This window comes from Erysipelothrix tonsillarum DSM 14972, from assembly GCF_000373785.1.
Classification (GTDB): Bacteria; Bacillota_I; Bacilli_A; order Erysipelotrichales; family Erysipelotrichaceae; genus Erysipelothrix; species Erysipelothrix tonsillarum.
This window is the reverse complement of sequence record NZ_KB892380.1, coordinates 59,057-85,195: the sequence shown is the minus strand read 5'-3', so window position 1 is coordinate 85,195 and position 26,139 is coordinate 59,057. Positions and strand designations below refer to the sequence as shown.

25 protein-coding genes, 11 tRNA genes and 1 other annotated feature are annotated in these 26,139 nt (G+C 37.7%); of the genes, 27 read left to right on the top strand and 9 right to left on the bottom strand.

The genetic code is table 11. The annotated features are described in order from the left end of the window. Positions 1 to 8: 8 nt before the first annotated feature. From B096_RS0108040 to B096_RS0108025, 4 genes are all read right to left on the bottom strand, one after another. Positions 9 to 743: an amino acid ABC transporter ATP-binding protein gene (locus B096_RS0108040; protein ID WP_018580216.1), complete on the bottom strand. Its 735-nt coding sequence runs from the start codon at positions 741 to 743 to the stop codon at positions 9 to 11. After that, a complete protein-coding gene (locus B096_RS0108035) occupies positions 736 to 1,398 on the bottom strand; it encodes an amino acid ABC transporter permease (protein WP_018580215.1) in 663 nt (220 codons plus the stop codon). The genes B096_RS0108040 and B096_RS0108035 overlap by 8 nt, the downstream gene beginning before the upstream one ends. A 1-nt stretch (position 1,399) precedes the next feature. Beyond that, a complete protein-coding gene (locus B096_RS0108030; RefSeq protein ID WP_018580214.1) occupies positions 1,400 to 2,221 on the bottom strand; it encodes a transporter substrate-binding domain-containing protein in 822 nt (273 codons plus the stop codon). A 138-nt stretch (positions 2,222 to 2,359) separates the two neighbouring features. After that, positions 2,360 to 2,570: a binding site (T-box leader), on the bottom strand. 38 nt (positions 2,571 to 2,608) lie between these two features. Then, the gene (locus B096_RS0108025; RefSeq protein ID WP_018580213.1) at positions 2,609 to 3,190 is read right to left on the bottom strand and encodes an NADPH-dependent FMN reductase; all 582 of its coding nucleotides are present in this window, start codon (positions 3,188 to 3,190) and stop codon (positions 2,609 to 2,611) included. Between the two features lie 162 nt (positions 3,191 to 3,352). Between B096_RS0108025 and B096_RS0108020 the strand changes: the two genes are divergently transcribed. Beyond that, entirely contained in the window at positions 3,353 to 4,045 is a 693-nt protein-coding gene (locus B096_RS0108020; protein WP_018580212.1) for a hypothetical protein, read from the top strand. Between the two features lie 26 nt (positions 4,046 to 4,071). On the opposite strand, the gene B096_RS0108015 is transcribed toward B096_RS0108020, so the two are convergent. Both B096_RS0108015 and B096_RS0108010 read right to left on the bottom strand, forming a co-directional pair. Next, entirely contained in the window at positions 4,072 to 5,004 is a 933-nt protein-coding gene (locus B096_RS0108015) for a hypothetical protein (RefSeq protein WP_018580211.1), read from the bottom strand. A gap of 82 nt (positions 5,005 to 5,086) precedes the next feature. Further along, positions 5,087 to 6,511 (bottom strand): pyridoxal phosphate-dependent decarboxylase family protein, encoded by a 1,425-nt coding sequence (locus tag B096_RS0108010; protein WP_018580210.1) that lies wholly within the window; start codon positions 6,509 to 6,511, stop codon positions 5,087 to 5,089. Positions 6,512 to 6,624: 113 nt separating this feature from the next. Between B096_RS0108010 and B096_RS0108005 the strand changes: the two genes are divergently transcribed. Next, positions 6,625 to 7,515: a LysR family transcriptional regulator gene (locus B096_RS0108005; RefSeq protein WP_018580209.1), complete on the top strand. Its 891-nt coding sequence runs from the start codon at positions 6,625 to 6,627 to the stop codon at positions 7,513 to 7,515. A 41-nt stretch (positions 7,516 to 7,556) separates the two neighbouring features. Here B096_RS0108005 and B096_RS0108000 read toward each other — a convergent pair. Continuing rightward, positions 7,557 to 7,634: transfer RNA gene (locus B096_RS0108000), tRNA-His, on the bottom strand. 416 nt (positions 7,635 to 8,050) lie between these two features. Further along, a tRNA-His gene (locus B096_RS0107995) sits at positions 8,051 to 8,128 on the bottom strand. A gap of 110 nt (positions 8,129 to 8,238) precedes the next feature. Here B096_RS0107995 and B096_RS0107990 point away from each other — a divergent pair. The 7 genes from B096_RS0107990 (at position 8,239) to B096_RS0107960 (ending at position 15,246) form a co-directional block, all read left to right on the top strand. After that, positions 8,239 to 9,090 (top strand): DegV family protein, encoded by an 852-nt coding sequence (locus B096_RS0107990; RefSeq protein ID WP_018580208.1) that lies wholly within the window; start codon positions 8,239 to 8,241, stop codon positions 9,088 to 9,090. A 15-nt stretch (positions 9,091 to 9,105) separates the two neighbouring features. Then, positions 9,106 to 10,746: an arginine--tRNA ligase gene (argS, locus tag B096_RS0107985; RefSeq protein ID WP_018580207.1), complete on the top strand. Its 1,641-nt coding sequence runs from the start codon at positions 9,106 to 9,108 to the stop codon at positions 10,744 to 10,746. Between the two features lie 56 nt (positions 10,747 to 10,802). Then, positions 10,803 to 11,174: a GntR family transcriptional regulator gene (locus B096_RS0107980; RefSeq protein ID WP_018580206.1), complete on the top strand. Its 372-nt coding sequence runs from the start codon at positions 10,803 to 10,805 to the stop codon at positions 11,172 to 11,174. Then, positions 11,167 to 11,871 (top strand): ABC transporter ATP-binding protein, encoded by a 705-nt coding sequence (locus B096_RS0107975; RefSeq protein ID WP_018580205.1) that lies wholly within the window; start codon positions 11,167 to 11,169, stop codon positions 11,869 to 11,871. Before B096_RS0107980 ends, B096_RS0107975 begins: the two co-directional genes overlap by 8 nt. After that, positions 11,865 to 12,659 carry a hypothetical protein gene (locus tag B096_RS0107970; RefSeq protein ID WP_018580204.1) on the top strand — a complete coding sequence of 265 codons (795 nt, stop codon included), beginning with the start codon at positions 11,865 to 11,867 and terminating at the stop codon, positions 12,657 to 12,659. Before B096_RS0107975 ends, B096_RS0107970 begins: the two co-directional genes overlap by 7 nt. A gap of 141 nt (positions 12,660 to 12,800) precedes the next feature. Next, positions 12,801 to 13,451 (top strand): hypothetical protein, encoded by a 651-nt coding sequence (locus B096_RS0107965; RefSeq protein ID WP_018580203.1) that lies wholly within the window; start codon positions 12,801 to 12,803, stop codon positions 13,449 to 13,451. Further along, entirely contained in the window at positions 13,414 to 15,246 is a 1,833-nt protein-coding gene (locus tag B096_RS0107960; RefSeq protein WP_018580202.1) for an LCP family protein, read from the top strand. The genes B096_RS0107965 and B096_RS0107960 overlap by 38 nt, the downstream gene beginning before the upstream one ends. 47 nt (positions 15,247 to 15,293) lie before the next feature. Here B096_RS0107960 and yfcE read toward each other — a convergent pair whose 3' ends face one another. Continuing rightward, a complete protein-coding gene (gene yfcE, locus B096_RS0107955; RefSeq protein WP_018580201.1) occupies positions 15,294 to 15,830 on the bottom strand; it encodes a phosphodiesterase in 537 nt (178 codons plus the stop codon). A 126-nt stretch (positions 15,831 to 15,956) separates the two neighbouring features. Between yfcE and B096_RS0107950 the strand changes: the two genes are divergently transcribed. The 18 genes from B096_RS0107950 (at position 15,957) to B096_RS0107865 (ending at position 25,752) form a co-directional block, all read left to right on the top strand. Continuing rightward, the gene (locus tag B096_RS0107950) at positions 15,957 to 16,667 is read left to right on the top strand and encodes a hypothetical protein (protein WP_018580200.1); all 711 of its coding nucleotides are present in this window, start codon (positions 15,957 to 15,959) and stop codon (positions 16,665 to 16,667) included. Continuing rightward, a complete protein-coding gene (locus tag B096_RS0107945; protein WP_018580199.1) occupies positions 16,639 to 18,765 on the top strand; it encodes an LCP family glycopolymer transferase in 2,127 nt (708 codons plus the stop codon). The genes B096_RS0107950 and B096_RS0107945 overlap by 29 nt, the downstream gene beginning before the upstream one ends. A gap of 143 nt (positions 18,766 to 18,908) precedes the next feature. Then, positions 18,909 to 19,787 (top strand): diacylglycerol/lipid kinase family protein, encoded by an 879-nt coding sequence (locus B096_RS0107940; RefSeq protein WP_018580198.1) that lies wholly within the window; start codon positions 18,909 to 18,911, stop codon positions 19,785 to 19,787. A 65-nt stretch (positions 19,788 to 19,852) separates the two neighbouring features. Next, a complete protein-coding gene (trxA, locus tag B096_RS0107935; protein ID WP_018580197.1) occupies positions 19,853 to 20,161 on the top strand; it encodes a thioredoxin in 309 nt (102 codons plus the stop codon). Positions 20,162 to 20,321: 160 nt separating this feature from the next. Beyond that, positions 20,322 to 20,855 (top strand): helix-turn-helix domain-containing protein, encoded by a 534-nt coding sequence (locus B096_RS0107930; protein WP_018580196.1) that lies wholly within the window; start codon positions 20,322 to 20,324, stop codon positions 20,853 to 20,855. An 11-nt stretch (positions 20,856 to 20,866) separates the two neighbouring features. After that, positions 20,867 to 21,910 carry a spermidine/putrescine ABC transporter ATP-binding protein gene (potA, locus tag B096_RS0107925; protein ID WP_018580195.1) on the top strand — a complete coding sequence of 348 codons (1,044 nt, stop codon included), beginning with the start codon at positions 20,867 to 20,869 and terminating at the stop codon, positions 21,908 to 21,910. Continuing rightward, positions 21,910 to 22,755 carry an ABC transporter permease gene (locus B096_RS0107920; RefSeq protein ID WP_018580194.1) on the top strand — a complete coding sequence of 282 codons (846 nt, stop codon included), beginning with the start codon at positions 21,910 to 21,912 and terminating at the stop codon, positions 22,753 to 22,755. Before potA ends, B096_RS0107920 begins: the two co-directional genes overlap by 1 nt. After that, a complete protein-coding gene (locus B096_RS0107915; RefSeq protein WP_026254162.1) occupies positions 22,755 to 23,555 on the top strand; it encodes an ABC transporter permease in 801 nt (266 codons plus the stop codon). The genes B096_RS0107920 and B096_RS0107915 overlap by 1 nt, the downstream gene beginning before the upstream one ends. After that, on the top strand, positions 23,552 to 24,601 hold the full coding sequence (locus B096_RS0107910; protein ID WP_026254161.1) for an ABC transporter substrate-binding protein: 1,050 nt from the start codon (positions 23,552 to 23,554) through the stop codon (positions 24,599 to 24,601). The genes B096_RS0107915 and B096_RS0107910 overlap by 4 nt, the downstream gene beginning before the upstream one ends. Positions 24,602 to 24,801: 200 nt before the next feature. Beyond that, a tRNA-Cys gene (locus B096_RS0107905) sits at positions 24,802 to 24,875 on the top strand. A 6-nt stretch (positions 24,876 to 24,881) separates the two neighbouring features. Then, positions 24,882 to 24,968: transfer RNA gene (locus B096_RS0107900), tRNA-Leu, on the top strand. Between the two features lie 39 nt (positions 24,969 to 25,007). Next, positions 25,008 to 25,084: transfer RNA gene (locus B096_RS0107895), tRNA-Arg, on the top strand. A gap of 6 nt (positions 25,085 to 25,090) precedes the next feature. Beyond that, positions 25,091 to 25,167, top strand: a tRNA-Pro gene (locus tag B096_RS0107890). Positions 25,168 to 25,196: 29 nt separating this feature from the next. Continuing rightward, positions 25,197 to 25,273 (top strand) — tRNA-Met (locus tag B096_RS0107885). Positions 25,274 to 25,306: 33 nt separating this feature from the next. Beyond that, a tRNA-Ile gene (locus B096_RS0107880) sits at positions 25,307 to 25,383 on the top strand. Positions 25,384 to 25,438: 55 nt separating this feature from the next. Then, positions 25,439 to 25,527, top strand: a tRNA-Ser gene (locus B096_RS0107875). A 70-nt stretch (positions 25,528 to 25,597) separates the two neighbouring features. Next, positions 25,598 to 25,674, top strand: a tRNA-Met gene (locus B096_RS0107870). 2 nt (positions 25,675 to 25,676) lie between these two features. Continuing rightward, positions 25,677 to 25,752 (top strand) — tRNA-Phe (locus B096_RS0107865). The last annotated feature ends 387 nt before the right edge of the window (positions 25,753 to 26,139 follow it).

The following is a 26,139-nucleotide window of genomic DNA, read 5'->3' as shown; positions in this document are numbered from 1 at the left end:
TTATTTTTTTATAATACTTTGCTTAAGAATTCAATGGTTCGTGGATGGGTTGGATGATCGAAGATTGCTTCAGGGGTTCCCTGTTCGCAAATAATACCACCATCCATAAAGAGAACGCGGTCGCTAATTTCTTTAGCGAAGTTCATCTCATGGGTTACGATGACAATGGTCATTCCACTTACAGCTAAGTCTTTGATAACTTCAAGGACATCTTTAACCATTTCTGGATCAAGGGCTGAAGTCGGTTCATCAAAAAGCATTACCTGAGGCTGCATTGCAAGAGCACGAATAATGGCAAGACGTTGTTTTTGACCACCTGATAATTTACGAGGGAAATCGTTTGCTTTATCACGCAGCCCAACTTTATCTAACAATTCCAAACCGAGCGCTTGAGCTTCTTCTTTAGGCATATTCTTTTCAAGTGTTGGGGCAAGGGTAATATTTTCAAGGACCGTTAAATTTGGGAAAACATTGAAGTGTTGAAATACCATACCAATTTCTTGACGAATTTGATCAAGGTTCTTATCATTTTGTTTAAGTTCGACACCGTTAAAAATAATAGAGCCGGAACATGGAGTTTCAAGTAAATTGAGACAGCGTAATAATGTTGATTTACCGGATCCTGAAGGACCAATAATGGAAACGACTTCACCTTGAGTGATGGTTTCGTTAATCCCTTGTAAGACGTTTAAGTCTCCGTAAGCTTTATGTAAGTTTTTAATCTCAAGTAATGGTTTAGTCATTGAGCGCCACCTTTCTTTCAAATGCAGCAATTGCTTTGGAAGTTGAGAATGTCATTACAAAGTAGATAACCCCAACAATTATTAGTGATGGCAATTTTAAGTGTGTTGCACTTGAAACAATTGATTCGGAAGTCATCAAGTTATTGACAAAGAAAACAGATGCCAAGGAGGTTTCCTTGATCATTGTAATAAATTCATTACCAAGGGCAGGAAGAATATTCTTTACCGCCTGTGGTAAGATAATTTTTTTCATCATATTTGAATTAGAAATACCGAGACTTTTCGCAGCCTCAAATTGCCCTTTATCCACGGCTTGAATACCAGCTCGAAAGATTTCCGCTACATATGCACTTGAATTTACAATGAGTGCAAGAATAATCCAACCAACATCTGGTACGGATTGGGAAATGTATTCCGAACCCAGGAAGTAAAATAAACTGAGTTGAAGCAAGAGTGGTGTACCACGAATAACTTCGATATATACATTCACAATTGCTTTTAAGGGTTTAAATTTCGACATTTTTCCTAAAGCGAGAAACGCTCCAAGAAGTGTACTTATCAATACAACAATAATAGAAATATAGAGTGTACCCCAAGCTCCCTTGAGATACACATGTCCGTAACGATTAATGAGTTTTAAAATATCTTGAAACATCTTAGTCTAAAGCTCCCAACTGTTCAGCGAGCGCATTAGCATCTGCGAGCCATTTTGAATATAAGTCTTGTTCAACTGCTTTGGCAATTGCTTTGTTCACAGCTTCTGTTAGATCGTCTTGATCTTTCTGTAAGATAACCTTTGTCCCATTATCGTCGATGACCGCAAATTTTACTTTACTTACCACTAAATCTTTATTGTTGAGGGTAAAGCCTTCAGCGGAAGCGCATGAAGCAGCAATCGCATCAACTTTTCCAACATTCAATTGAAGTACAGCATCATCAAGTGTATTAACAAGTTGCATGGTTGCTTCTGGAAGTTCCGTTTCAACATAAGTTTGAGGCAGGGAACCGTTTTGAACTGCCACTTTGGCTGTTTTCAAATCATCAATTGAATTTAAGGTAGCTTCTTTTTCTTTGGTAACGAGGAATCCTTGGCAAGTTGACTCAGTCGTGTCATAAGTATCGCTGAAAGCTACTTGCTCGGCACGCTCATCACTATAAGTGAATCCAGCAATTCCCATATCAAATTTTCCAAGTGATACAACAGATGCAATATCACCGAAACTCATTGCTTTAACGACAAGGTCGACGCCAATTTCATCTGCAATGAATTTTGCGAGTTCAATATCTGCGCCAACATACTGCTCTTGTCCAGTTTTTGATGCATCTACGAATTCATAAGGTGCGTAATCAGGTGATGTCACCATTACGATTTCACCTTTAGCCTTGATTTCTTCAAGTTTGCTAACGGTTGTGTCCTTCTTTCCACAACCCGTTAAGATCAATAATGTTACTAAAGTTACTGCAATAATTTTTTTCATTTTGTTTCTCTCCTTGTGATTTTCGCTTTATAGTTGTTCTGTGCTCTTTGCGAAGTCACGTCGTCGTTTGATTCCCATAAAAAATCTCCTCACTTTTATTTGAATCTAGGAACAAAAAAACGCCCCTAGATATATCTATCTAGAGACGTGTTAAACGCGGTACCACTCTAATTGCCATATGCTTATCATATGACCTCTCTCCTATAACGCTAGGTTTGCGGTTTAACCTACTGTGATTTCAGCTAAACATCTCCCAAGTGCGGTTCAACATAATTCATCCATTAGGCTTCCACCAACCCTAACTCGCTATCGATATCCGAATGTTTACTCTCTTGTTCTGTGATTTAAGTGAAATAATATCGTAGAAACAAATCTTTGTCAACAGTTTTATTTTTCGTTATAAGGAAATTGCTCTTTTCGAATCGCATGATTCTTCGCCCAGGCCCTATGTTCTACTGAACATATGACATCATTGCCAAGATTGGACAAGCGGGATAAAATATTTTGATTATGAATCACAAGATCATCAAAATCGGAATCTTCAATAAAAACATACTTTTGAACAATACGTGCTCCCATATAGGACAATATCGGTTTAAGTTGCTGTTCGGCCATCAAAAAATACTTCGGTGATCCTGCCGTAACCACAATACCGGCACTTTTATCAGTCAGTGCATGCATTGGCAGTAAATCAAAAATATTTTTTAGTGCGCCAGGAATCGATGTTTGATATGTTGGTGTCCCAACAATGAGTGCATCGGCTTCAAGAATTGCATTAATGACATATTGCGTATCCGAATTATACTGCGCTACGGGGCGACCATCGCTAAATTGTAAATCATAATCGCCAATATTAATAATTTCAGTGTCAATGGTTTTATCGTGTACTTCAATTTCTTTGATAACATAGTCTAAGGCGACGCGGGTCTTGCGTCCGGCCACAGAACCTGTAATTGCAATTATTTTCATAATGACACTCCATTTCTTATCGTAATGCTTTAATTATAAAAGCCTCCACGTAAAATTGAAAGGAATCCGCATGGCTTTATGACAATTACTTCACTTTCGATAACAATTTTAAATTGAAACGTAACAGAATATGGTAGAATTTATCTTATAAGGAGGTATATTATGAAGAAACTCATATTTCCAGCACTGCTTGCTGTTGCTGGCTATGGACTGTACAAGTATATTAATGAGTCAACTATGAGTAGTCGATTCTGTAAACCAATTCCGATTCCGACACTTGGTCGCGATCAGGATATTTATGTCGATGATAAGCACTTTTATTCATTCTATATCAGTAAAGGTGATTTTACACGCTTCCTCAAAGAACAAATTCGTATTAAACAAGTCGGTTTTGATTTAAATATCAATGAATCATATACCAATATGCGGTTTGAAGAAATGATTCTGCCACGTATGGAGACTCGTAGTGGTGGGTCCATTCAAGCAGATGTAATTGCGAATTACTATGAAGATGGAATTTTAAAAGTAGGCGTTATTAAAGAAAGCAAAATTGGTCCAGATTGTGATGTTCGCAGTCGTCGCATAACACGTCTTGATTTAGAAAATTTTGCGAAAGCACATAACCAAGAGCGTCTCCCCGAGGTTATTACTGTAAAATTCCATTCCAAAGAAGCGGAAGTTTTTAAAGAAACTATTGATATCGTGAATTTGAAAGACAAAACCCTCTTTATCTTTGAACCTGGAATCGACAATGATGACAGTGGTCAATTTGCAATTCGTGCGTGGTTTTGCTCACGAGATCAAGAAGAAACATTTACTTATGAAATGGCCTATCATTTTGGTGATTTCAAGTAAAAAGGACCAGGAGATGGTCCTTTTTTTTAGGGCTCGCGGATTGTGATTTTTTGCGGAACTGAATTTTCAGTTGCGAAGATCAAATCATAAGGTGTTTCTTGATTAACATTAAAAATGAGAGTTGCTTGATTATAACGGGTATTTGTTTCCATTTTTTCGCGGTTCTGATTTAACACAATTCGTGGCGTTTGATACGAAGATGCATCTGCAGATATGAGTGTAAAGGCATTCCGGTAATCAATAATGGGATCATCGGCCTGCAAATCAACTTTGATGGATATAATAGCAAATTCCTGATGGTTATCCGTCCGTTCAATATCTCCATTGGGGTTTTGATATGTCTCTTTAAAGTCGATGGTTTCGACATCAAAAGGAATGAAACTAAGGGTTTTGTCTTGAATGTTGGGGTAAACACTCTGATTGAAAATTTTAAAGAATCGAGCAAAAGGAGCTTCGTTTTCATCTTGTGTGTTTAAATCGGCATAATTACGATAAGTATGACGATTAATCGGGGTATAACGATTAAATTTTAAATGTACTTTGTACAGTTGAAAACGATAATCTTGAATAAACGCATCAAACGCTTTATTAGGGTCTTTAAAAATAAGTTCGGAATGCTCGTCATAGCACATCGCATATTCTGATTTTGTATTAATGAGTCCGAGAGGATCCATAAAAGTCATACTTGAATCTTGACATGTTGTCTTTGGCTCAATGGATCGAGGCCAGTTTTCTAAGTAAAACGTCGTAACAAGAAGCATCGCCGCAGTGATGAGATAAATTCCCATGACGGTGAGATTGAACCGACGAGGTCGTGAGGCATAGATGGGTTGATTAAAACGTCGTAGTTGTGTTTTTTTTCGAAAGCGTAGACGCTTAGAGAGAAAATAAAGTGGAATAGCAATAATCGTTAAGAGTACAAATAGTGGTAGTGTATAGTTAAACCATAAATTCATCATGAATCCCCCCTTTACTCTTATTATAATGCGAATTTGGATTTAATGTGTGTTACTGAGGTAAAAGAGCAAAAAAACACAAACCTTAATGGTTTGTGTTTAAGTATTTTTCTGCAAGACGTTCGAGATGTCTGAGTGTTTCATCGATATCCTCAAAGTTGGTGATGGGATTGATGGAACACATTCTTAAAACGGTATGTCCTTTAAGCTCGGTTGTGAAAATGCCGGCGAACTCATCCGCAACGATTTGTTTGGCGAGATATGTATTGAGAACATCGCATGCTTCATCAGTCAAGGATGGATCCACATAACGGAAGTTAATGATTGCGAATTGAGCGGGTGAAATAATTTCCCAGTGACTTGATTTGGATAGCATCGCTTGAGTATGCTCTGCAAGCAATTGTCCATGGTCAATGCGGTTCGAATATTCATCAGTTCCGATGGTTTGTAGTGAAAGCCAAAGCTTTAACGCACGTGTAGGTCGTGTTAATTCGATGCCAAGTGAACCGAAATTTGTGACCGCATCGCCATCAATATCTTTGAGATATTCGGGATTTGCGTCAAAACTATTGAGAAGATTGTGTTTATCCTTCACGAGGATCATTGCACAACTATAAGTTTGGAATAATAATTTATGGGCATCCCAACTCACACTATCTGCTTTATGAATTCCTTCGAGACGATGTTTCTGATTTGTAGATAAAAGGAAAGAAGCACCGTATGCTCCATCAACATGCATCCATAGATGGTATTTAGAGCATAAATCACCAATTTCATTTAAAGGATCAACTGTCCCCGTATTGGTTGTGCCTGCTGTTGCGATAACACAGCAAGGTATTAAACCTTGTGCTATGTCCGCTTTTATCGTATTTTCTAACATATCTGGCTTAATTTGGAAAAATTCATCGGTATCAATAAAGCGTAGTTGTCGCTTCGTAAAGCCTATAATCGATAGCGCTTTTTCAACTGAGTGATGGGTTTGATTTGAAAGATACATGACGCCCAAATGACGCTCTTCATCGTTCAACATTTTATCGCGAGCGGCAATCAGTCCGGTAAGGTTTGCCATCGAACCGCCTGAAACAAACAATCCACCGGCTTTGGAATCATAACCAATTTGCTGGGCAAGCCACTGAATGGTATTTTCTTCAACGGTACTTGCAGCAGAACTGTTAACCCAGTTGCTAGCGTGAACGTTGTAGGCGCTGGTCATTAAATCTCCAAGGACAGAGAGTTTAGTTGCTGGTGCAGGAATAAAACCAAAATGACGAGGGTGAGAACTGCGTAGACTATAAGGATAGATATCTGTCATAAGTTCTGACACAACAGCATCTACATTGCGTCCTTCCTTGGGCATGTCTTGGTTTTTTAAACGTGCAAGAATTTCATCAGGTGCAACTGTGCATACAGGCCCAGAACCTGGATGCTGCTCACCTTCATAAAATGTTTCTATAAATTTAATCATTGTTGCTTCAATTGAAGCATCTTCATCGAGTTTGTAACGATCCATACATGTACCTCCATTAACTTGACTTCATGTTAATCAAAATATACCATAGGTATAAAGATAATAAAATTTAATAGATTTTATAAACAGCATAAAAATTTTTAATAGGAGGCGTTATGGACTTAAGACATTTTCAAACATTCGTTAAAGTTGTGGAAAAAGAAAGTTTTAGTAAAGCGGCGGATGCATTGGGCTATACTCAAGCGGCCGTAACGGTTCAAATCAAACAACTTGAAGAAGAGTTACATACCAAATTGTTTGATCGCATGCATCGTAAAATCCATCTTACTGAAGAAGGGGAGGCTTTTATTTTTTATGCGAACGAAGTTTTGCGAACGGTAGAGGAAGCACGGATCTTTAATCAATCGATCAAGAAAGAACACGGAACGATTCGTGTTGGAACAGTAGGGTCGTTGGGCGCTACCGTTTTCCCAGAACTTATATATAATTTTCATCAAGAACATCCCAACGTTGAAATTAAAGTTATTATCGGGAAAACAGAAGAATTATTAGCGATGGTCCGGCGAAATGAAATCGATATTCTTTTTACATTAGATTATCAAGTCTATGGTTCAGACATGATTAAGGTTTTTGAAAAAGAAGAACCGATTTTATTTGTTAGTGCTGATTCAAGTGTTCGAGTTGATAAAATCTATAAACTTAAAGAGTTTTCGGATTCACCTTTTTTACTCACAGAGCAAGGGGAAGCGTACCGATACGAGTTGGAGCGTGGGCTTGCTAAGCGACGTGTGAATCTGAATGCAATTTTAGAAGTTGGCGATACTGAAATTATTATTGCCGTTCTTAAAAAAGGATTGGGTCTCTCCTTTTTGCCTGAGTTTTCAGTTCGTGAAGCATTGGATCTTCAAGAATTAAAAGTTGTTCAGGTGGATATTCCTCCAATCTCGATGTATTCGCAAGTGCTCTATCACGAAAAAAAATTCCTTACGACCCATATGAAAGCTTTTATTCAAGAAATTGACAAAACATATATTCAGAAACAATAAAAAAACCCCACTCCTTGGAGTGGGGTTTACTTATTATAATATGGGGCGACCGACGGGACTCGAACCCGCGCAATGCCGGTACCACAAACCGGTGTGTTAACCAACTTCACCACGATCGCCATATCCTCGTCAATTATAACCATAAAAATAAAACTTGTAAAGAGGCTAATGCTAAAAATATCGGGATTTAAAGATGTATGCGCACAAATGTGATTTTGAGTAATCATTATTATGATGTTAGCACGTAAAGTTCGTATTAATACGATAGTGATGGCAAAATGATTGGGTATTTTATATGAAAATTCATCTTTTATAAGAACTATCTTGCTATTTTACTGAAATGAAAATGACAATGAAGAATTAACCTTATAGAATGGTAATGTACGTGCCAATTTGAGGATTACATCGTATTTGTTTTCTTCTGCGTACGGATCCATTGAGATAGATTATAAAGTATCTTTTATAGGGATTCACTGCCACCAATTAGATTGAGAAAGCAAAGAAAAACCCACTTGGAGTGGGTGTTATTTCAATATGGGGCGACCGACGGGACTCGAACCCGCGCAATGCCGGTACCACAAACCGGTGTGTTAACCAACTTCACCACGATCGCCATTGCTAGACCATTATAGCGTTAAAAAAATCGTTTGTAAAGGTGCACATTAAAAAATAGTGAATTATGTAAGAAATATGATATAGTAATCATACTAATGGAGGACATTTATGATGAAAATTGCTGTTATAACAGACTCATCGGCAGGTGTTTCTAAGCAAGAAGCAATTGATCATGAGATTATCGTTGCCCGTATGCCCTTAACCATCGATGGGAAAGAGCATATGGAGGAAGAAGGCATCTCACGTGAACAATTGATTCAAGCAATGAAAAACGGATCATCTGTTTCAACGTCTCAACCACCGCTAGGTCGGTTGATTGAACTGTTTGATGACATTTTAAAAACATATGATCATATAATCTTTTTACCGATTTCAAGTAGGCTCAGTGGAACGTATCAAACGGCTTGCGGACTCGCTCAAGACTACGATGGTCGTGTAACGGTTATTGATTCTAAATTTGTCAGTTGCCCATTGTTTTTATTAAGTCTAGAAGTTAAGGAAATGATAAGGCGGGATATGGAGCCAGAAGCAATAAGGACGCTCATTGAAAATGAAGCCGATATGTATGCATCACTCATTCCAGAAGATATTATTTACTTAAAACGTGGAGGTCGCATTACGCCAGCAGCCGCAGCCATCGCTAACTTACTCAAAATCGTTCCGGTTTTAAAAGTAGCGAATGGTGAGATTGACTTGGCAGAAAAAGTAAGGACCTACAAAAAAGCAGTCCGTGTTGGATTCGATCTTACCGTTGCAGATCGAAATAAAGACGATTATGAGTGGATTGTTTTAGATGGCGGGTGTGAAGAAAAAATTTACAACGCAGTCGTTAAGGATTTAGAAAAACATTTTGGGGTCGAGGTTATACAACGTCCCTTATATCCTATTGTACTTGCTCATACAGGACCAGGCAGTATTGCGATTGCTTGGCGCAAAAAACTAATTAAAGATAAAATATAGAGAAGGAGCTTTAAAATGAATAAAATAGAAACAAAACTTGTTGGACACATTGAAGATATTATTCTTGATGCGTTCGGTATTGAAAAAGAAGATGGACTCGTAATGTTAGAGATTCCGAATAATCCAGAAATGGGAGACTACTCAACAAATATTGCAATGCGACTAACAAAACGTGTTGGTAAAAACCCACGTGATATCGCAAGTGTGATTGTGGAAAAATTAGAAGATAATGAAATGGTTGAATCCATTTCGGTTGCAGGCCCAGGATTTATTAACTTTGTAATGAAACCTGCTGTTTTAGGTAGCGTTATTAATGATGTTATTGAAGCAGGCGAAGACTATGGTCGTTCAAATGCGGGGGAAGGCATTCGTTTACTTAATGAATATGTATCCGCAAACCCAACCGGACAACTTCACGTAGGTCATGCTCGTGGTGCGGCTTGGGGAGATTCCTTATCACGTATCATGTCTTTTGCAGGATACGATGTACTTCGTGAATACTATATTAATGACTTGGGAAATCAAATCTTGATGTTAAGTCATTCCTTATATGCACGTTATAAACAAGCCTTTGGATTGGAAGCAACTTTACCTGAAGATGGATATCATGGACCGGATATTGTGGAAATCGCTAAAGATGTGAAAGAAGCTGAAGGCGATAAATGGTTAAATGCTCCTGAAGAAGAGTGGGTACCTTACTTTAAAGAACTTGGAATCAAACTTGAACTTGACCGCATCAAAGAAGATCTTCAAACATTCGGTGTTGAAATGGATTCATGGGTTAGTGAAAAATGGCTCTATGATGAAGGTCGTGTAGAAGAATCACTTGAAGAACTTAAAGCAAAAGGTGTTACTTTTGAAGAAGATGGTGCGTTATGGCTCCGTTCAACAGATTTTGGTGATGATAAAGACCGTGTTCTTATTAAGAGTGATGGATCGTATACATACCTTGTACCCGATATCGCAAACCATATCTATAAATTAGAACGTGGATATACACATTTATTAAACCTATGGGGCGGTGATCACCACGGTTATATCGTACGTATGCAAGCTGCACTTGAAGCGCTTGGACATCCAAAAGTATTAGATGTTGATATTATCCAAATGGTACGTCTTGTTGATGAAGGCGTTGAAGTGAAGATGTCAAAACGTACAGGGAATGCACTAGGACTTGTAGAACTTGTTGATGACATTGGTGTTGATGCAACACGTTACTTCTTTGTAAGTCGTGCACTTGCAACACCACTTGATTTTGACCTTGGTCTTGCACGTAAAAAATCAAACGATAACCCAGTGTTCTATGTACAGTACGCACATGCACGTATTTGCTCAATCTTACGTCAAGCAGGTGATGTACCTCATGTTGAAGTGATTGATCAATTGACAAATCCGAAAGAAATTGCACTTCTCAAAGAAATTAATGAGTTTAGTTCAGTTGTAGCGGATGCAGCGAAAAAACGTGAAGTTCATAAAATTGCTAACTATGTGCAAGATCTTGCATCCTCATTCCATAGCTTCTATGGTGAGGTAAAAGTTATGGATTCAAGTAATCCAGAATTACAAGCACAACGTTTAAATCTATTGGTAGCTGTTAAGATTACCCTACGTAATGCATTGAATTTAATTGGCGTAAATGCTCCAGAACAAATGTAATTCTTGTACATTTTGTTGTTCTATTGTATTATTGAAGTGTTACAGGGGGTGATGGTATGTCACTTAAAAACAGCTCGGTAGCTATTTATCGACAAATCATTGAGTATTTTGAATTGGAAATTGCTTCGGGTCGACTGAATGCGGGCGATCGCATTGACTCGATTCGAGCACTTGCTTTATTTTTTAAAGTAAATCCTAACACGGTTCAAAAAGCGCTAAATGAATTAGAACGCGAAGGGTTAATTGAAACAGATCGTACTAACGGTAAATTTGTTACAGACAAAAAAGATATAATTAAGAAGTTAAGAAGTGAATTAGGACGTCGTTACAGTGTTGTTTTTGTTGAGAAAGCAAAAACACTTGGCCTTGATCTTGAAGAAACGATTAGCCTTCTTAAAGATGAATGGGAGGTTGGGAAACATGAATAACGAAAAAGGATTGGTTATTTCACATCTAAATAAGCACTATGGTAAGTCACAAGTGCTCAATAATATTAATCTAAATCTCGAGACCGGAAAAATTATTGGATTGTGTGGGCCCAATGGGGCTGGAAAAACAACGCTAATTAAAACGGTTGTAGGTTTATTGCGCGACTTTCAAGGAGATATTCAAGTTTGTGGATATCCGATTGGACCAGATTCAAAAGCGTTAATATCCTATCTGCCAGATGTTGAGTATTTGGCACCGAATCTTACAGGATTAAAGGCAGCGAGACTTTACAGTGATATGTACCCTGATTTTGATATGGGTATCTTGGAAGATCTCTTCCTAAAAATGAAGCTGGATGGCAGCATGCCGGTTTCGAAAATGTCGAAGGGAATGCGCGAAAAATTTCAATTAGCGCTTTGCCTTTCACGAAAAGCGCGCATTTATATTTTTGATGAACCGATTGCAGGCGTGGATCCCGCATCACGGGATTCAATTATCGAAACAATCTTAAGTAATTATACTCAAGATGCACTGCTTATCATTTCAACGCATCTTATTCAAGACATTGAAGGCGTATTGGATGAAGTGGTCTTCATTAAAGATGGTGCAATTCTAATGCACGAAAATTGTGATGATTTACGCGAAGCGCGTGGACAAACAATTGATGAAATCTTTAGGGAGGAATTCAAATGGTAGGGAAATTATTTAAAAATGATTTAGTAGATTCATATAAAGCATATGCACCTGTAGTAGGGATGATGGTTGCTGGATGTGTTGTTACGATTCTTATGATTCAACTTGCAATCAACGATCGTTTCGGAATATTTGGAACCTTTCTTACGCTTGCACTCTTTGCGTTAATTGTTATCGTTACCGTAATGTCCGTGCGTGCAAACATTTATGTGCTCTACACAAGTATTTATCATAAAAACGGATACCGTTTGTTTACATTACCTGTAAAGACATGGCAAATTCTTTTATCCAAATTACTTGTCGCATTCTTTTGGTCAATTATTATGGGACTCTTGCTTCTTTTATCTCTCTTTATCATTACATTTACCACAACTGGAGACCTTGCAATGTATGGTGAAGTATTTCAAGAAATCTCGCAATTTTTTGCGGAATACTTTGATTCCAGTGTCGCATTCTTTGCGGTCTTAGATAATATTCTTGGTTTCGCGCTAAGTTCCCTCGTTATTCTTTTTGCGGGAGCCGTTGCGCATTCAAGTTATTTCCAAAACAACCGTGGTTTAGTTGCGGTAGGGATTGCAGTTTTGATTGCAATTATACTCGGTCAAGTAGGTGCTTATGTTGATACGTCATTTGGCAGTGTCTTACTACGATATGATCCCACAACAATGATTCAAGGGGGGAATATCCCCGTTGGAGAATTTGGTTTGGTTATTATATACCAACTCCTTGTTTGTGGATTCTTAACATTTGGAACCTTATGGTTCTGGAATCATAAATTAGAAGTGATGTAATTATAATTCAAAAAAGACTTGAGGTTAAAAATCAAGTCTTTTTTTTGTTTCTAAAACATGTGAGAATGCGTGAACTGTAATGAATAATTGACTTTGCAAAGGTTTCGCATTATTCTAATCAAGGTAAAGGAATGTGTATTTATGGAAAAAAACAATAAAATATTACTCATTATTGTTACAAGTTTGTCCATTGTAACATTAAGTATATGTGGTGTTTATGCAGTTCGGGCATGGCAAACCTATCAAGAGAGTCTTACAAAGACAGTGACTTCAAGCCACAGTCAGTATACACTGCGTAATAATGCAACTGATTATCAAAAAGAAGTGTATGAAGCATTGGTTGCAATCGATGCGGGCTCTGATGCAGAAGTATCTGAATTAATTGTGAAGAACTTTGTTGCCGACTTTTATACTTGGACTAATAAAGTAAAGATGAACGACGTGGGTGGTATCCAGTACCTTCATCCTGATGTTCGTGTATGGGTTTACGATCAAGCATTGGATCGCTTCTACAATGATATGCGCGTATATATTGAGAAAGATCAGATTCAAGATACGCTGGAAGTGATGGATGTTCAGACAGAAGCCAAAGCAACAAAATTTATGCTTAATGATGAAGAAGTCCCTGCATTCCAAGTCCAAACATCTTGGACCTATCAACCGTCATCCATGCTGGATACGAATCATTACCAAGATAAAGCGGTAATAACGGTCGTGAAGCATGATGATATGTATTCAATTGTGGAGGTGTCAAATGGAACACAGCAGACAAGTGAAAAAGAACCTGCCTAAATCTAAAGTCGTGATTGGTACCTTTGCCTTGGTCCTTGCGAATGTTTTACCCCTGATGCTTATTATTTATTTGGGGCGTTTTGCATCGATTCATGGCCGCTATTTTGCACTGGGAATCTTGGGAATTCTGGTATTTATTTTATTATTAAATATACTCTATATTTTCGGCTATTTAAAAGCCTATACAGCGGCGCGTTATTGCTTTTTAACACTTAGTATCATATGGATTCTTATTGGCAGTGTAGGGTCCTATTATGCGATTAAGACCAATGCAATCACCAAATCGATTATCAATAAACAAGAAGAGCGGCAGTTTAGTGTTGTGAGTTTTGGGGGCGAAGAAACATTGGATGAAAAAACAATCGCTTATGCACCCATGAATGAACCGGAAATTGAGTCTGCTGTTAAGAAAAAAATTGCAGACAGAGCACAAAATGTCGTATTTCAAAAATATGATAATTACCGTGAACTTTTGAGTGCTGTTGATGCAGATAAAATCGAGTTTGCGGTCCTACCGGCAAACTATCATACTTTAGCGCAACAATTGCCTGAAGATGCCCATCCATTTGAGCAATCAAAAGAGTTATTTACGTTTACCACAGCGTTAACAAAACAGTCGAATAAAGATGTAGATGTGATTAAAGAACCGTTTACAATGTTGATGTTGGGATTGAATGATGACTTAGCGGATTCAATCATTCTAGCTTCCTTTAATCCAGAAACACTAAAAGTAACGATGACCAGCATAGCACGTGACTCTTACGTTCCAATCGCATGTTATCCTAACGAATCTTATGATAAAATAAACCACGCTCATGGAATTAGTTCACAATGTATGGTTGATACCGTGGAAAACTATTTGGGTGTTAAGGTGGATTTTGTATTTGAAACGGATTTTTATGCTTTGGAAAATATGGTTGATGCATTAGGTGGTTTGGAAATTGAAAGTCCAACGACTTTTGCGGGCTCTTTTCCACTGGAAAAACAATATGATGATTATGGTGAACCGATTATGGAAGGTGTAACCATACCCGAAGGGAAACATCTTCTTAACGGGAAGCAAGTTGTGACGTTCGCTCGTGAACGTCGTATTGAAAATATGTCGAATGGAGATTTCGACCGTCAAGTCAATCAACAATATGTCATTAAGGAAATGGCCAATAAAATTCTAGAAACGCGAAATCCAAATACCATTATAAATGTTTTGGATTCTGCAAAGAAAAACATTACGATGACTCTTCCGATTGAAACGGTATCAAAACTTATGGGCTATGCCCTTCAAAGTATTGATCGTTCCCCGGTAGATCCCATGTCGACATTCAGAGTAGTTCAAACTCAAATCGCTGGCGAAGGTACCGTTATTAACGGTGTATGGTATGCGATGCCATTTGAAAATCAGTATTTCCAAGCTAAAAAGGTAATACTTGATAACCTTAAGGCGGATGCAGATTTGCGAAATGAATATGATTTTACGTTTACCTACGATAAACCCTATCAAACGGATTTGATTTCCCCGGAAAATTCTGAAGATACCGGGCCACTGCTTACAGTACTTAAACCAAGTGAGCGCAATCCACAAGCAGTTGATGTGTTGGATTTTAACGGTCTATCTCAATCAGAAATTAAATCATGGGCACAGAAGCATCATGTAGCTGTAACGTTTGATGTGATTAAACCGGATTCCCTGGAATTTAAACAGGAGTATGTTAATAATCAAGTATTGGAACAAGATGTTAAACCTGGATTTTATAATGAAGGCGTAACAGCCATCCACTTAAAAATTGTTAATAAATAAAAAAACCTTGATTGTCCTCATAAACTGAGTGCAATCAAGGTTTTTTATTAAACAACCGCTTGCATATAAATCGTGTGTTCAAGCGTATAGGTAGTGATTGTATGACCGTCAAGATAGCCGTATGTATTAGGATGGTTTTCTTTAGGGAGAGCAATTGAACCGGGATTATAGATTGTTGTTTGATCAATCTTTTTTAAGACCGGAACATGTGTATGGCCTGAAATAAAAAGATCAACTTTTTGTCGGGGACCTTCGAGCTCAGGATTGAAAAGATGTCCGTGTGTGACCATAATACTCAAATCATTCCACTCCATAAGTGTATAATCCTGCATCATCGAAAATTCGCAGAGCATTTGATCGACTTCACTATCGCAATTTCCGCGTACTGCGATGATTGGACATGTAAGTTGGTTTAGACGCTTTGCAACAGCTTTTGGATTATAATCATCGAGAATTGGATTTCGAGGTCCGTGATACATAAGATCACCAACCAGCAATACACGATCATAAGGCAATGGTGTGGCTAAGACATCATTTAAACGGTTGATGCTTCCGTGTATATCTGAAATTATTAAAGTTTTCATGGGTTCCTCCAGTCATATGTAATGAAATTATACCACCAAACATATTAAAATATGGGATTTTCATGTCGTGAATTGATAAATTTGTTTGAACATTTTATGATAGAATAAATAGAGGATGTGAAAAATATGAAACAGCACAGCAAAGGTCTAACCATTTTTATTTTAATTCTTTCGCTTACAACCCTGAGTGTAGGTGGATTTTTTGCGTATAAAGCCTATCAATCAAAAACAAGTATTGATGGTGGAACCATCAGTGAAAACAGTTTTTATTCATTGCGTAAAAATGCAACAGAGTACCAAAAAGAACTGTACCAGGAACTGACATCAAAACTAAAAGAAAATCCTCGTGATGACAAAGTAGTATCAGAATTAATTGCACAAAATTTTGTCGCAGATTTTTATACATGGACAAACAAATTACGTTTTAATGATGTGGGTGGCATGCAGTACATCAATAAAGATCTTGACTGGGTTTATGGACAAGCGCTGGATACGTTCTATAATGACATGCGCTACTATAAAGAAAAAGGACAATTGGAGCAAACACTTGAAGTAGTTTCTTCTAAGGCGACTGCAAAGAAAGATAAGTTGATCTTAGTTGAGCAAGAGGATGAACTTGTAACGCAAGAAGATGGAACGGTTAACACAATCACGCATGATGTGGAACGAACGATTCCCGTTTATCGTGTTTCGATTTCTTGGAAATATAAAGATTCCGATGTTTTGAATGTTTCTGAATTTCAACAAAAAGCAGATATTTATGTAACACAAGATGAAGATGGATTGTATTCTATTATGGAGGTTGACGATGGGCAAATTAAAGAAACAACAAACTAAAGTTCCAGTGCAACGGAAAGCCTCATTGATTCATCGACCTATTTTCGGGTTGTTGATTACCGTAGTTGTGAATGTAATCTATATCGCATTATTATTTGTAATCGGACGTTACGTAAATTTACACAGTAAATATTTTACACTTGGGATTACAATCGTTGTATTACTTGTCTTAATCCTAAATCTATTCTTTTTATTAGGTTATGCGAAGCGTATCCGATTCTTTCGTAAAGCGGTGGCAGTCTTTGGAATCTTTATGTTAGTAGTCGGAACAGTCGGTTCCTATTACACTTTTAAAACGAACGCAATTGCCAACCAAATGATTAATGAGTCGGGGCAAGAGAATAAAGAGTTTTCAGTTATCAGTTTTAAAAAAGATGCGAAAAAAGAAGACCTTAACCATAGTACCTTGGGGTATGTGGAAACAACGCCAGAATTTGAAGATGCGGTAAAGAAAAATGTGGCAAAAGAATCGCGCACGGTAGATTATATAAAGTATAAATCCTATGACGATCTCTTAGTTGCCAGTTTGAATGATAAGATTCAATTTGCAGTGGTACCGAAAAATTTCAGCTCGTTATCAAAAAGACTTGAGACGGAAGAACGCAACCCTATAGAGCATTCGAAAGCAATGTTCTCATTTAATATTAAAAGTAAAGAAACGGTGAATGATAAAGATGTCCTGAAAGAACCGTTTACGATGTTGATGATTGGAGTCAATGAAGAACTTGCGGATTCCATCATTCTTGCATCCTTTAACCCTGAGACGTTAAAAATAACCATGACGAGTATTCCGCGTGATTCATATTTACCGATAGCATGTCAAAATGACTATCCAGATAAAATTACCCACGCCCGTGCTTTCAGCCGTCAGTGTTTACTTGACTCGATTGAAAATTTTATGGATGTTGATATTGATTTCTATTTTGAAACAGATTTCTATGCACTTGTAAAGATTGTCGATACACTTGGTGGTTTGGAATTGGAATCGCCAATTGCCTTTGGTGGATCTCTTCCTAAAGAAGAAGACCCAACTGAATTCCATGAAATTTGGATTCCAGCTGGAAAACAAAAAATGGATGGAAAACAGGTTATTACCTTTGCACGTGAACGCTATGCCTTTACCGGCGGTGATTATGTACGTCAAATGAACCAACAATATGTCATTAAAGAACTTGCAAATCAAATTCTAAGTACGCGTAATGTGAATACATTAGTCAACGTTCTTGATGCGGCGAAGGATAATATTCAAATGAATATTTCCATCAATGACATTACGTCACTGATGGGTTATGCCCTTCAAAATATTGAGAAGTCACCGGTATCACCTTATAATACCTTCAGAATTGTTTCGACACAGCTTCAAGGTGAAGGAGAAATAATTGATGATGGATACAATGGGAAATATGTATCGCATCCATATATGCGTGACGTTCAAGTAGCACGCGATGTTATTAGTGACAACCTTAAACATGATGCGGATCTTTTAAATGTTAAGACCTTTGGATTTAAACAATCCAAACCTTACCGTTCAGCACTCTTTAGTCCAAATCAAAATGTTGACGGGCTTTATTATCCAGGCGATGTTGTACCGAAACGTCTCGATGAGACCGAAACAGAAAAAGACAAAGAAAATTCTAATATCGTCCCTGACCTAACATCAATGTCGCGTAGTGAAATTATTGGTTGGGCACGCAATAATGGGGTTACCGTTGTCTTCAATGAGATTGATCAAAATTCTGATTCTTATCGTGACTATTACAGTGATGGTCAGGTCATTTACCAAAGTGTAGAGCCAGGTGATTATCACCAGAAACAAGGCTATATTGAACTAACGATTGTTGTGAAGTCTGAGGTTGAAGAACCAAAAGGTATCACCATTCCTGATTTTATCGGTGATACGGTTGCGGATGCGATTGCTTGGGGAAATGGACATGGTTTTACCATCGAAGCCATTCCATCCGGAGATACGAACGCAATTATTGAATCACAAAGTATTCGAGCTGGGTTATATACTGGTGAGCATCGTAATATTGTCGTGTCAGTAAGAATTGAATCTGATAATTCGGATAGCCAAAGCGAAGCAGAAAAAGGCGAATAAGCTGTGCACAACAGTATCTAAATCAAATTTAAATCGTTATAATACTTACAAAACGTGAGGCCTCTATGAAAATAGGGGCTTTCATTCTTGTATTATTTGGTCATCTGTACCATAATAAACATATGTGAATTGAGGTTGAAATCATGAAACACGTATTTATCATCAATCCGACATCAGGCGTTGGACGCTACAAAGATGTCGAAGCATGGATTGACAATAACTTTAAAGACAAAGAAGATAACTATGAATTGCGTTATACGGAATATCCCGATCATGCCCAAAAAATTGCGGAAGAATATCATGGGAATGACGTTATCCTTTACTCTGTAGGGGGCGACGGAACAGCCCATGAAATCTTAAATGGTTTGGATTTTGATGTTCAATTAGCAATCATCCCTGTAGGAACCGGAAATGACTTCTGGCGTATGATTGCATATGATCATCCATTGGAAAAAATATTAGAAGATACGATCAATGGCTCTGTGCGACACGTTGATGTCGGAGAAGCAAACGGTCACCGTTTTCTAAACTGTATGAATATGGGGGTTGATTCTGAAGTTAACCGTGATGTGAATGCAGTACGAAAGACATGGTTCCCACGTAAACTAATCTATGTTTATTATGCAATCATTGAACTCGTTCGTAAAAAACCAATTCAATGTATCGTTGAAGCAGATGGTTTGAAGAAAAACCATCATGCACTCCTTATATCTGTTATGAATGGACGTTGGTACGGCAATGGTTTTCAAAGTGCGCCCAAGGCTGTTATTGATGATGGTTTCTTAGATGTTTGCATCGTTGAAGATGTGCCTCAGAAACGAATTCCTAAATTGATGCCGATGTATTATAAAGGCGAACATCTCGACCTTGATGTCGTGACAAGTTATAAAGCTCGAGAAATCAAGATTGAATGTGATCGAACTGTAGCACTTGGATGTGATGGTGAAGTCTTTGAATACTCAACCATTCATGCGCGTGTACTTGAAGGAAAACTAAAATTACGTGTACCAAATGCTCTTTGAGCATATTAAGGCACATATGAAATACTTGTGATATAATATCAAAGCAAACAGGAGGACACTATAAAATGAAAAATATAACAAAAAATGATTTCAATGAAGCCGTTAAAGAAGGCGTAGTACTTATTGATTTTTATGCTAACTGGTGTGGACCATGTAAGATGATCGCTCCAATCTTATCCGAACTTTCAACTTCTATGGCTGATGAAGCAACGATCTTAAAAGTGAATGTCGATGAGGAAGGTGAATTAGCACAACGTTTTGACGTAATGTCAATTCCTACTTTAATCTTATTCAAAGATGGAAAACCTGTAGGACGTAAGACTGGATTCTTACCAAAACCAGAATTAGAAAAATTTATCCGTTCTGCTCAATAGGATCATTAAAATTAAAAGTGTAAAGACCAACTATGTGTTGGTCTTTTTATTTTTACTTTTTTATTTAATTTGATTGCAATTTAGAAACCATTATGTATAATTAGTTTGTGTTTATACTTACTAATATAAAAGTTTACCAACACTAAACAAGGGAGGCGCTATGGAAATTGGAAAACGACTGAAACAGTTGCGAACTAAAAATGGTCTGACCTTAGAAGAACTAGCGAGCCGCAGTGAGTTGACCAAAGGGTTTTTATCACAACTTGAAAATGACTTGACGTCACCCTCAATTGCGACGCTTAACGATATTGTGGAAGCATTGGGGACAAATTTATCTGTTTTCTTCAAAGAAGAGTCGGCAGAACAAGTCGTCTTTACAGCTGATGATTATTTTATTGATGAACGGAATGAATCGACGATTCATTGGATTGTGCCGAATGCACAAAAAAATGAAATGGAGCCCATCCTCCTTGAATTGGAGCCTGGGGGAAAATCTAATGAAATTTTGCCTCATGAAGGGGAAGAATTTGGCTATGTGTTGCAAGGTAAGGTATCATTAAGGTATGGCGACGAAACGATTACGGTGTCTAAAGGTCAAACTTTTTACATTAAAGGAAATCGTGACCACGAACTCGTGAATGAGCATCAGCAGCGAGCACGTATTATTTGGGTGTGTACACCACCTATATTTTAAGGAGGAAGAATATGGAAGCATTAATTCAATTTACAAATATTGTGAAGAGCTTTGAAGATCAACTTGTCTTGAAAGGAATAAACTTAGATATCTTTGAGAATGAGTTTGTGACTTTATTAGGGCCTTCAGGCTGTGGAAAAACGACACTTCTAAGAATCTTGGGAGGATTTTTAGAGCAAAGTTCGGGCGAGGTTTATTTTGAAGGAATCGAAATTTCAAAACTTGCCCCCTATAAACGTGAGATTAATACAGTATTCCAACGCTATGCATTATTCCCCCATATGGATGTTTATGATAACATCGCTTTTGGACTTCGAATTAAAAAAACTAATGAAGACATTATCAAACAAAAAGTTGAGAAGATGTTGAAGCTTGTTGGTTTGATTGGATTTGAACATCGTCCTGTGACTTTGTTATCGGGTGGACAACAACAGCGTGTTGCAATTGCGCGTGCGTTGGTCAATGAGCCGATGGTGCTTTTATTGGATGAGCCTTTAGGCGCTTTAGACCTTAAAATGCGAAAAGAAATGCAACGAGAACTTAAAGAAATCCAAGAAAATGTAGGGATTACCTTTGTCTATGTGACTCATGATCAAGAAGAAGCATTGACGATGTCAGATAAAATCGTCGTGATGAATGAAGGTGAAATTCAACAAATCGGTAAACCGATGGATATTTATAATGAACCGGAAAATCGCTTTGTCGCAACATTTATCGGGGATTCAAACATTATCGAAGGCACTATGATTGAAGATCGTTTGGTAGAATTTGACGGAATTCAATTTGAATGTGTTGATGGGGGTTTCTCGGATAACGAAGCCGTCGATATCGTAATTCGTCCAGAAGACATTGATATCGTGGATGTAGAACTGGGCAAACTTACCGGTGTTGTGGAGTCTATTCTCTTTAAAGGCGTTCACTATGAAATTGTTGTAAAGACGGAGCACCGTGATTTTATTATTCATACAACGGATAATTCGGAAGAGGGTAAAGAAGTTGGCATCCATTTCTTCCCTGAAGATATCCATGTCATGTATACCATGGAGTCTTATTAATGAAGAAATATAGACCACTGGTTATTCCCTATGTAGTTTGGATGTCAATATTTATTGTCGTGCCAATGCTTCTCATTGTGTTTTACGCATTCACGACCGTAGGGAATCAAATGATTCCATTCCAGTTTAGTCTTGTGAACTTTAAAAAATTCTTTGATCCTGTATTCTTAAAAGTCCTTTTGGATTCATTTAAAATTGCAGGCATCACAACCATCATCTGTCTTCTCGTGGGATATCCTCTCGCATATTTTATTTCTAGACGATCAGAACGCATGCAGACGCTTTTAATTTTACTTGTTACCATCCCTATGTGGATTAATATGTTAGTGCGTACTTACGCTTGGATAAGTATTCTTTCCGATAAAGGATTGATTAACAGTTTCCTCGCACTCTTTGGAATTGCACCCCTTAAGATGATGTATACGGATTTTGCGGTTATTTTGGGGATGGTTTATAACTTCCTACCTTTTATGATTATACAAATCTATAATGTTTTAGCGAAAATGGATGAATCACTCATTGAGGCCAGTTATGATCTCGGTGCGAATCGATTCGAAACATTTCGTAAGATTGTATTCCCCTTATCTCTTTCGGGTGTAATTTCGGGGATTACCCTCGTATTCTTACCTTCTTTATCAACTTTCGTCATTCCACAATTCTTAGGTGGTGGAAGTTATGTATTGATTGGTAACTTAATTGAAAATCAATTTATTGGTATTGGAGATTATAACTTTGGGAGTGCCATTTCACTCATCATGGCTGTCCTTATTATGCTCTCGATGCATTTTGCGAATAAATATGATCGTGAATACGATGAGTCTAAACCAAAAGGAGGGAAACTCTAATGAAAGAAAAAAACCGTTGGATTGGTCCTTTAGGTATCATCCTCATGCTGATTTTCTTCTACGGCCCCATATTAGTAATGATGGTCTTTTCCTTTAATGATTCCCGCTCATTGACGTCGTGGTCGGGTTTTTCAACCAAATGGTATGGAAAGCTGTCACAAAGTAATTACATTACCGACTCAGTGCGTACATCACTCTTAGTTGCCCTCATTACTACCGTTGTGGCAACGGTGGTGGGTACCATGACCGCGATTGGGTTAAGCAAACATAAGAAAATTTTTAAGAAATCGATTCTTACGATTAATAATTTTCCAGTTCTCAATCCTGAAATCGTAACGGCAATCAGTTTTATGCTTCTATTTGCCTCGGTGAAAGATTTACAAAAGGGATTTGGAACCATGCTTGTGGCGCACATAACATTCTGTACGCCATATGTTATCCTTACAGTTTTACCAAAATTGAAGTCGCTTGATCCAAGTTTAGCGGACGCTGCGATGGATTTAGGGGCTACGCCAACAGTAGCACTCCGTAAGGTTATCTTACCTCAACTTACTCCTGCAATTATCTCAGGAGCCTTAATTGCCTTTACAATGTCATTTGATGACTTTGTAATCTCGTATTTCGCAACAGGGAATGGGGTAAGTAATATTTCAATCCTTGTTTATCAAATGGCGAAACGAATTAACCCAACAGTTAATGCACTTTCAACGATTATTGTTGTGATTATTACGGTTGTTTTAATTATTATAAATGTACTTCCATTACTCAAACGCAGAAAAAGAAAGGTGGCTGTCTCATGAAGAAAATATTAATAACACTTTTTGCATCCTTGCTCATTCTTGCAGGATGTAGCAGTAAGGAACCCAAGGAAGAACTCCGTGTCTATAACTGGGGTGAATATATTGATGAATCATTAATTCCGGAATTTGAAAAAAAATATAATGTACGCGTAATTTATGAAAAGTTTTTGTCGAATGAACAAATGTATAACAAACTTCAAGACGGATCAAAATTTGATGTAATTGTTCCTTCCGACTATACGACGCAACGTATGCGTGAAGAAGGGCTCCTACAAAAGATTGACCACAGTAAGATTCCTAACTACGAAAACATTATTCCAAGTCTTAAAGGACGTCATATGGACCCTGACAATGAATACTCAGTTCCATATTTCTGGGGGAATGTAGGAATTCTCTATAATAAAAATACAGTAGATCGCAAGGACCTTGAAACACAAGGTTGGAATATTTTAATGAATGAAAAGTATAAAGGTAAACTTTTCTTTTATGATTCAGAACGTGATGCTTTCATGATTGCTTTAAAAGCTCAAGGGTTTTCAATGAATACTACCGATGATGATGAACTTCAAAAAGCTAATGATTGGTTGATCACGATGAAACAAACGATGGATCCAATTTATGGTACGGATGAAATCATTGACCAGATGATTGGTGGTGCCAAGGATATGGCGGTTATGTATTCGGGCGATGCAAATGCAATTTTACTCGAAAATCCGGATATGGACTATTATTCGCCATTAGAGGGAACAAACACATGGGTGGATGCAATGGTGATTCCTGAAGATGCACCCAATCCTGATTTAGCACATAAATGGATTGATTTTATGATTTCTGAGGATGTCTCGAAACGAATTACTGAAGAAATTGGATATACCAGTCCAATCCAATCCGTGATTGATGATGTAACTGGAGAAGACGGAGCCTTCAACGGAATCGATTCTTATGTCACACGAACCGAATATGGTAAGGACGAGGAATTCTTTTACGATCAAGCAATGAAAGTAAAACTCTCCGATTATTGGCAAAGAATAAAAGCAACAAAATAGCAAAAAACGCATTAAAAAGGGCTGAAAAGGCCCTTTTTGTTGAATTAAAGGAACAATTAAATGATTTTAAAAAAAAATGTATTATTTTGCATTTTAAGTGTTGCATTTCTATACTGATGATGTATAATGTAAAAGCACAGTGAGAAACGACAACAACAACAAAGACAAACGTCAAGTTGAAGTATCGCGACACAGTTAATGGTTCCTTAGCCAAGTGGTAAGGCAATAGACTGCAACTCTGTGATCATCGGTTCAAATCCGATAGGAACCTCCAATAAATGGGGATGTGGCGGAATTGGTAGACGCAACGGACTTAAAATCCGTTGAAGGCAACTTCGTATGGGTTCAAGTCCCTTCATCCCCACCATTACTTTATTAATGGAGTTCTATTTAAATCGATGTATATGCGCCCGTAGCTCAACTGGATAGAGCACTTGATTACGGCTCAAGAGGTTATGGATTCGACTTCTGTCGGGCGCGCCAATTTTTCGGGATGTAGCACAGCTTGGTAGTGCACCTGGTTTGGGACCAGGGGGTCGCAGGTTCGAATCCTGTCATCCCGACCAATTTTATTTTAAAAATTAAATATTCCTATGGCGGGTTAGCTCAGTTGGCTAGAGCGTCCGGTTCATACCCGGAAGGTCGCGAGTTCGAATCTCACACCCGCTACCATTTCTATTTTGAAAAGCGTAATACCGATGTAGCGGACCCTTAGCTCAGTTGGTTAGAGCTACCGGCTCATAACCGGTTGGTCGTAGGTTCGAGTCCTACAGGGTCCACCAATATGACACTTAGGATCATCGGAATTATTTTACATTAAAATGCAAATCACTCTATGGAGGAGTACCCAAGTGGCTGAAGGGACTGGTCTTGAAAACCAGCAGACGTGAGAGCGTGCGGGAGTTCGAATCTCCCCTCCTCCGCCATAATATTTCTTTACGAAATAAGGTTGCATTATATACCAGTTATGCTATAATGACATAGCATTAAACATATCGCGGGGTAGAGCAGACTGGTAGCTCGTCGGGCTCATAACCCGGAGGTCGTCGGTTCAAATCCGGCCCCCGCAACCAATGGCCCTGTAGCTCAGTCGGTAGAGCAACGGATTGAAGCTCCGTGTGTCGTCAGTTCGATTCTGACTGGGGCCACCATTTAAACCGAAAAGACAAACCACTCATTGAGTGGTTTTTTTGTTTATTGAGATTTATAATAATTAATAGTTATAGATTAAAGAAGTAATTTTAAAAGAAGTGTAACCCATCTCTTTAATAATTACATGCTTTTTATCATTAGTAAGATTTATTATAGATATTATATGGATGACCAGGGCAAAATGGATATCGTCTTAGCGATTGGGTAATTAAATAGAAGATAAATAAGTGTATTAATATATTTAATGAAAACGTGATAAAGAATACTGAGACAATGCTTTAGTTGAAAAGAAAAGAAGATACCAACACTGCATTTAAAAGTCTTTATTTTCCGATGATTATTTTTAATTCAAAGTGGAACGAGGTAATATTAAATAAATTTGATAA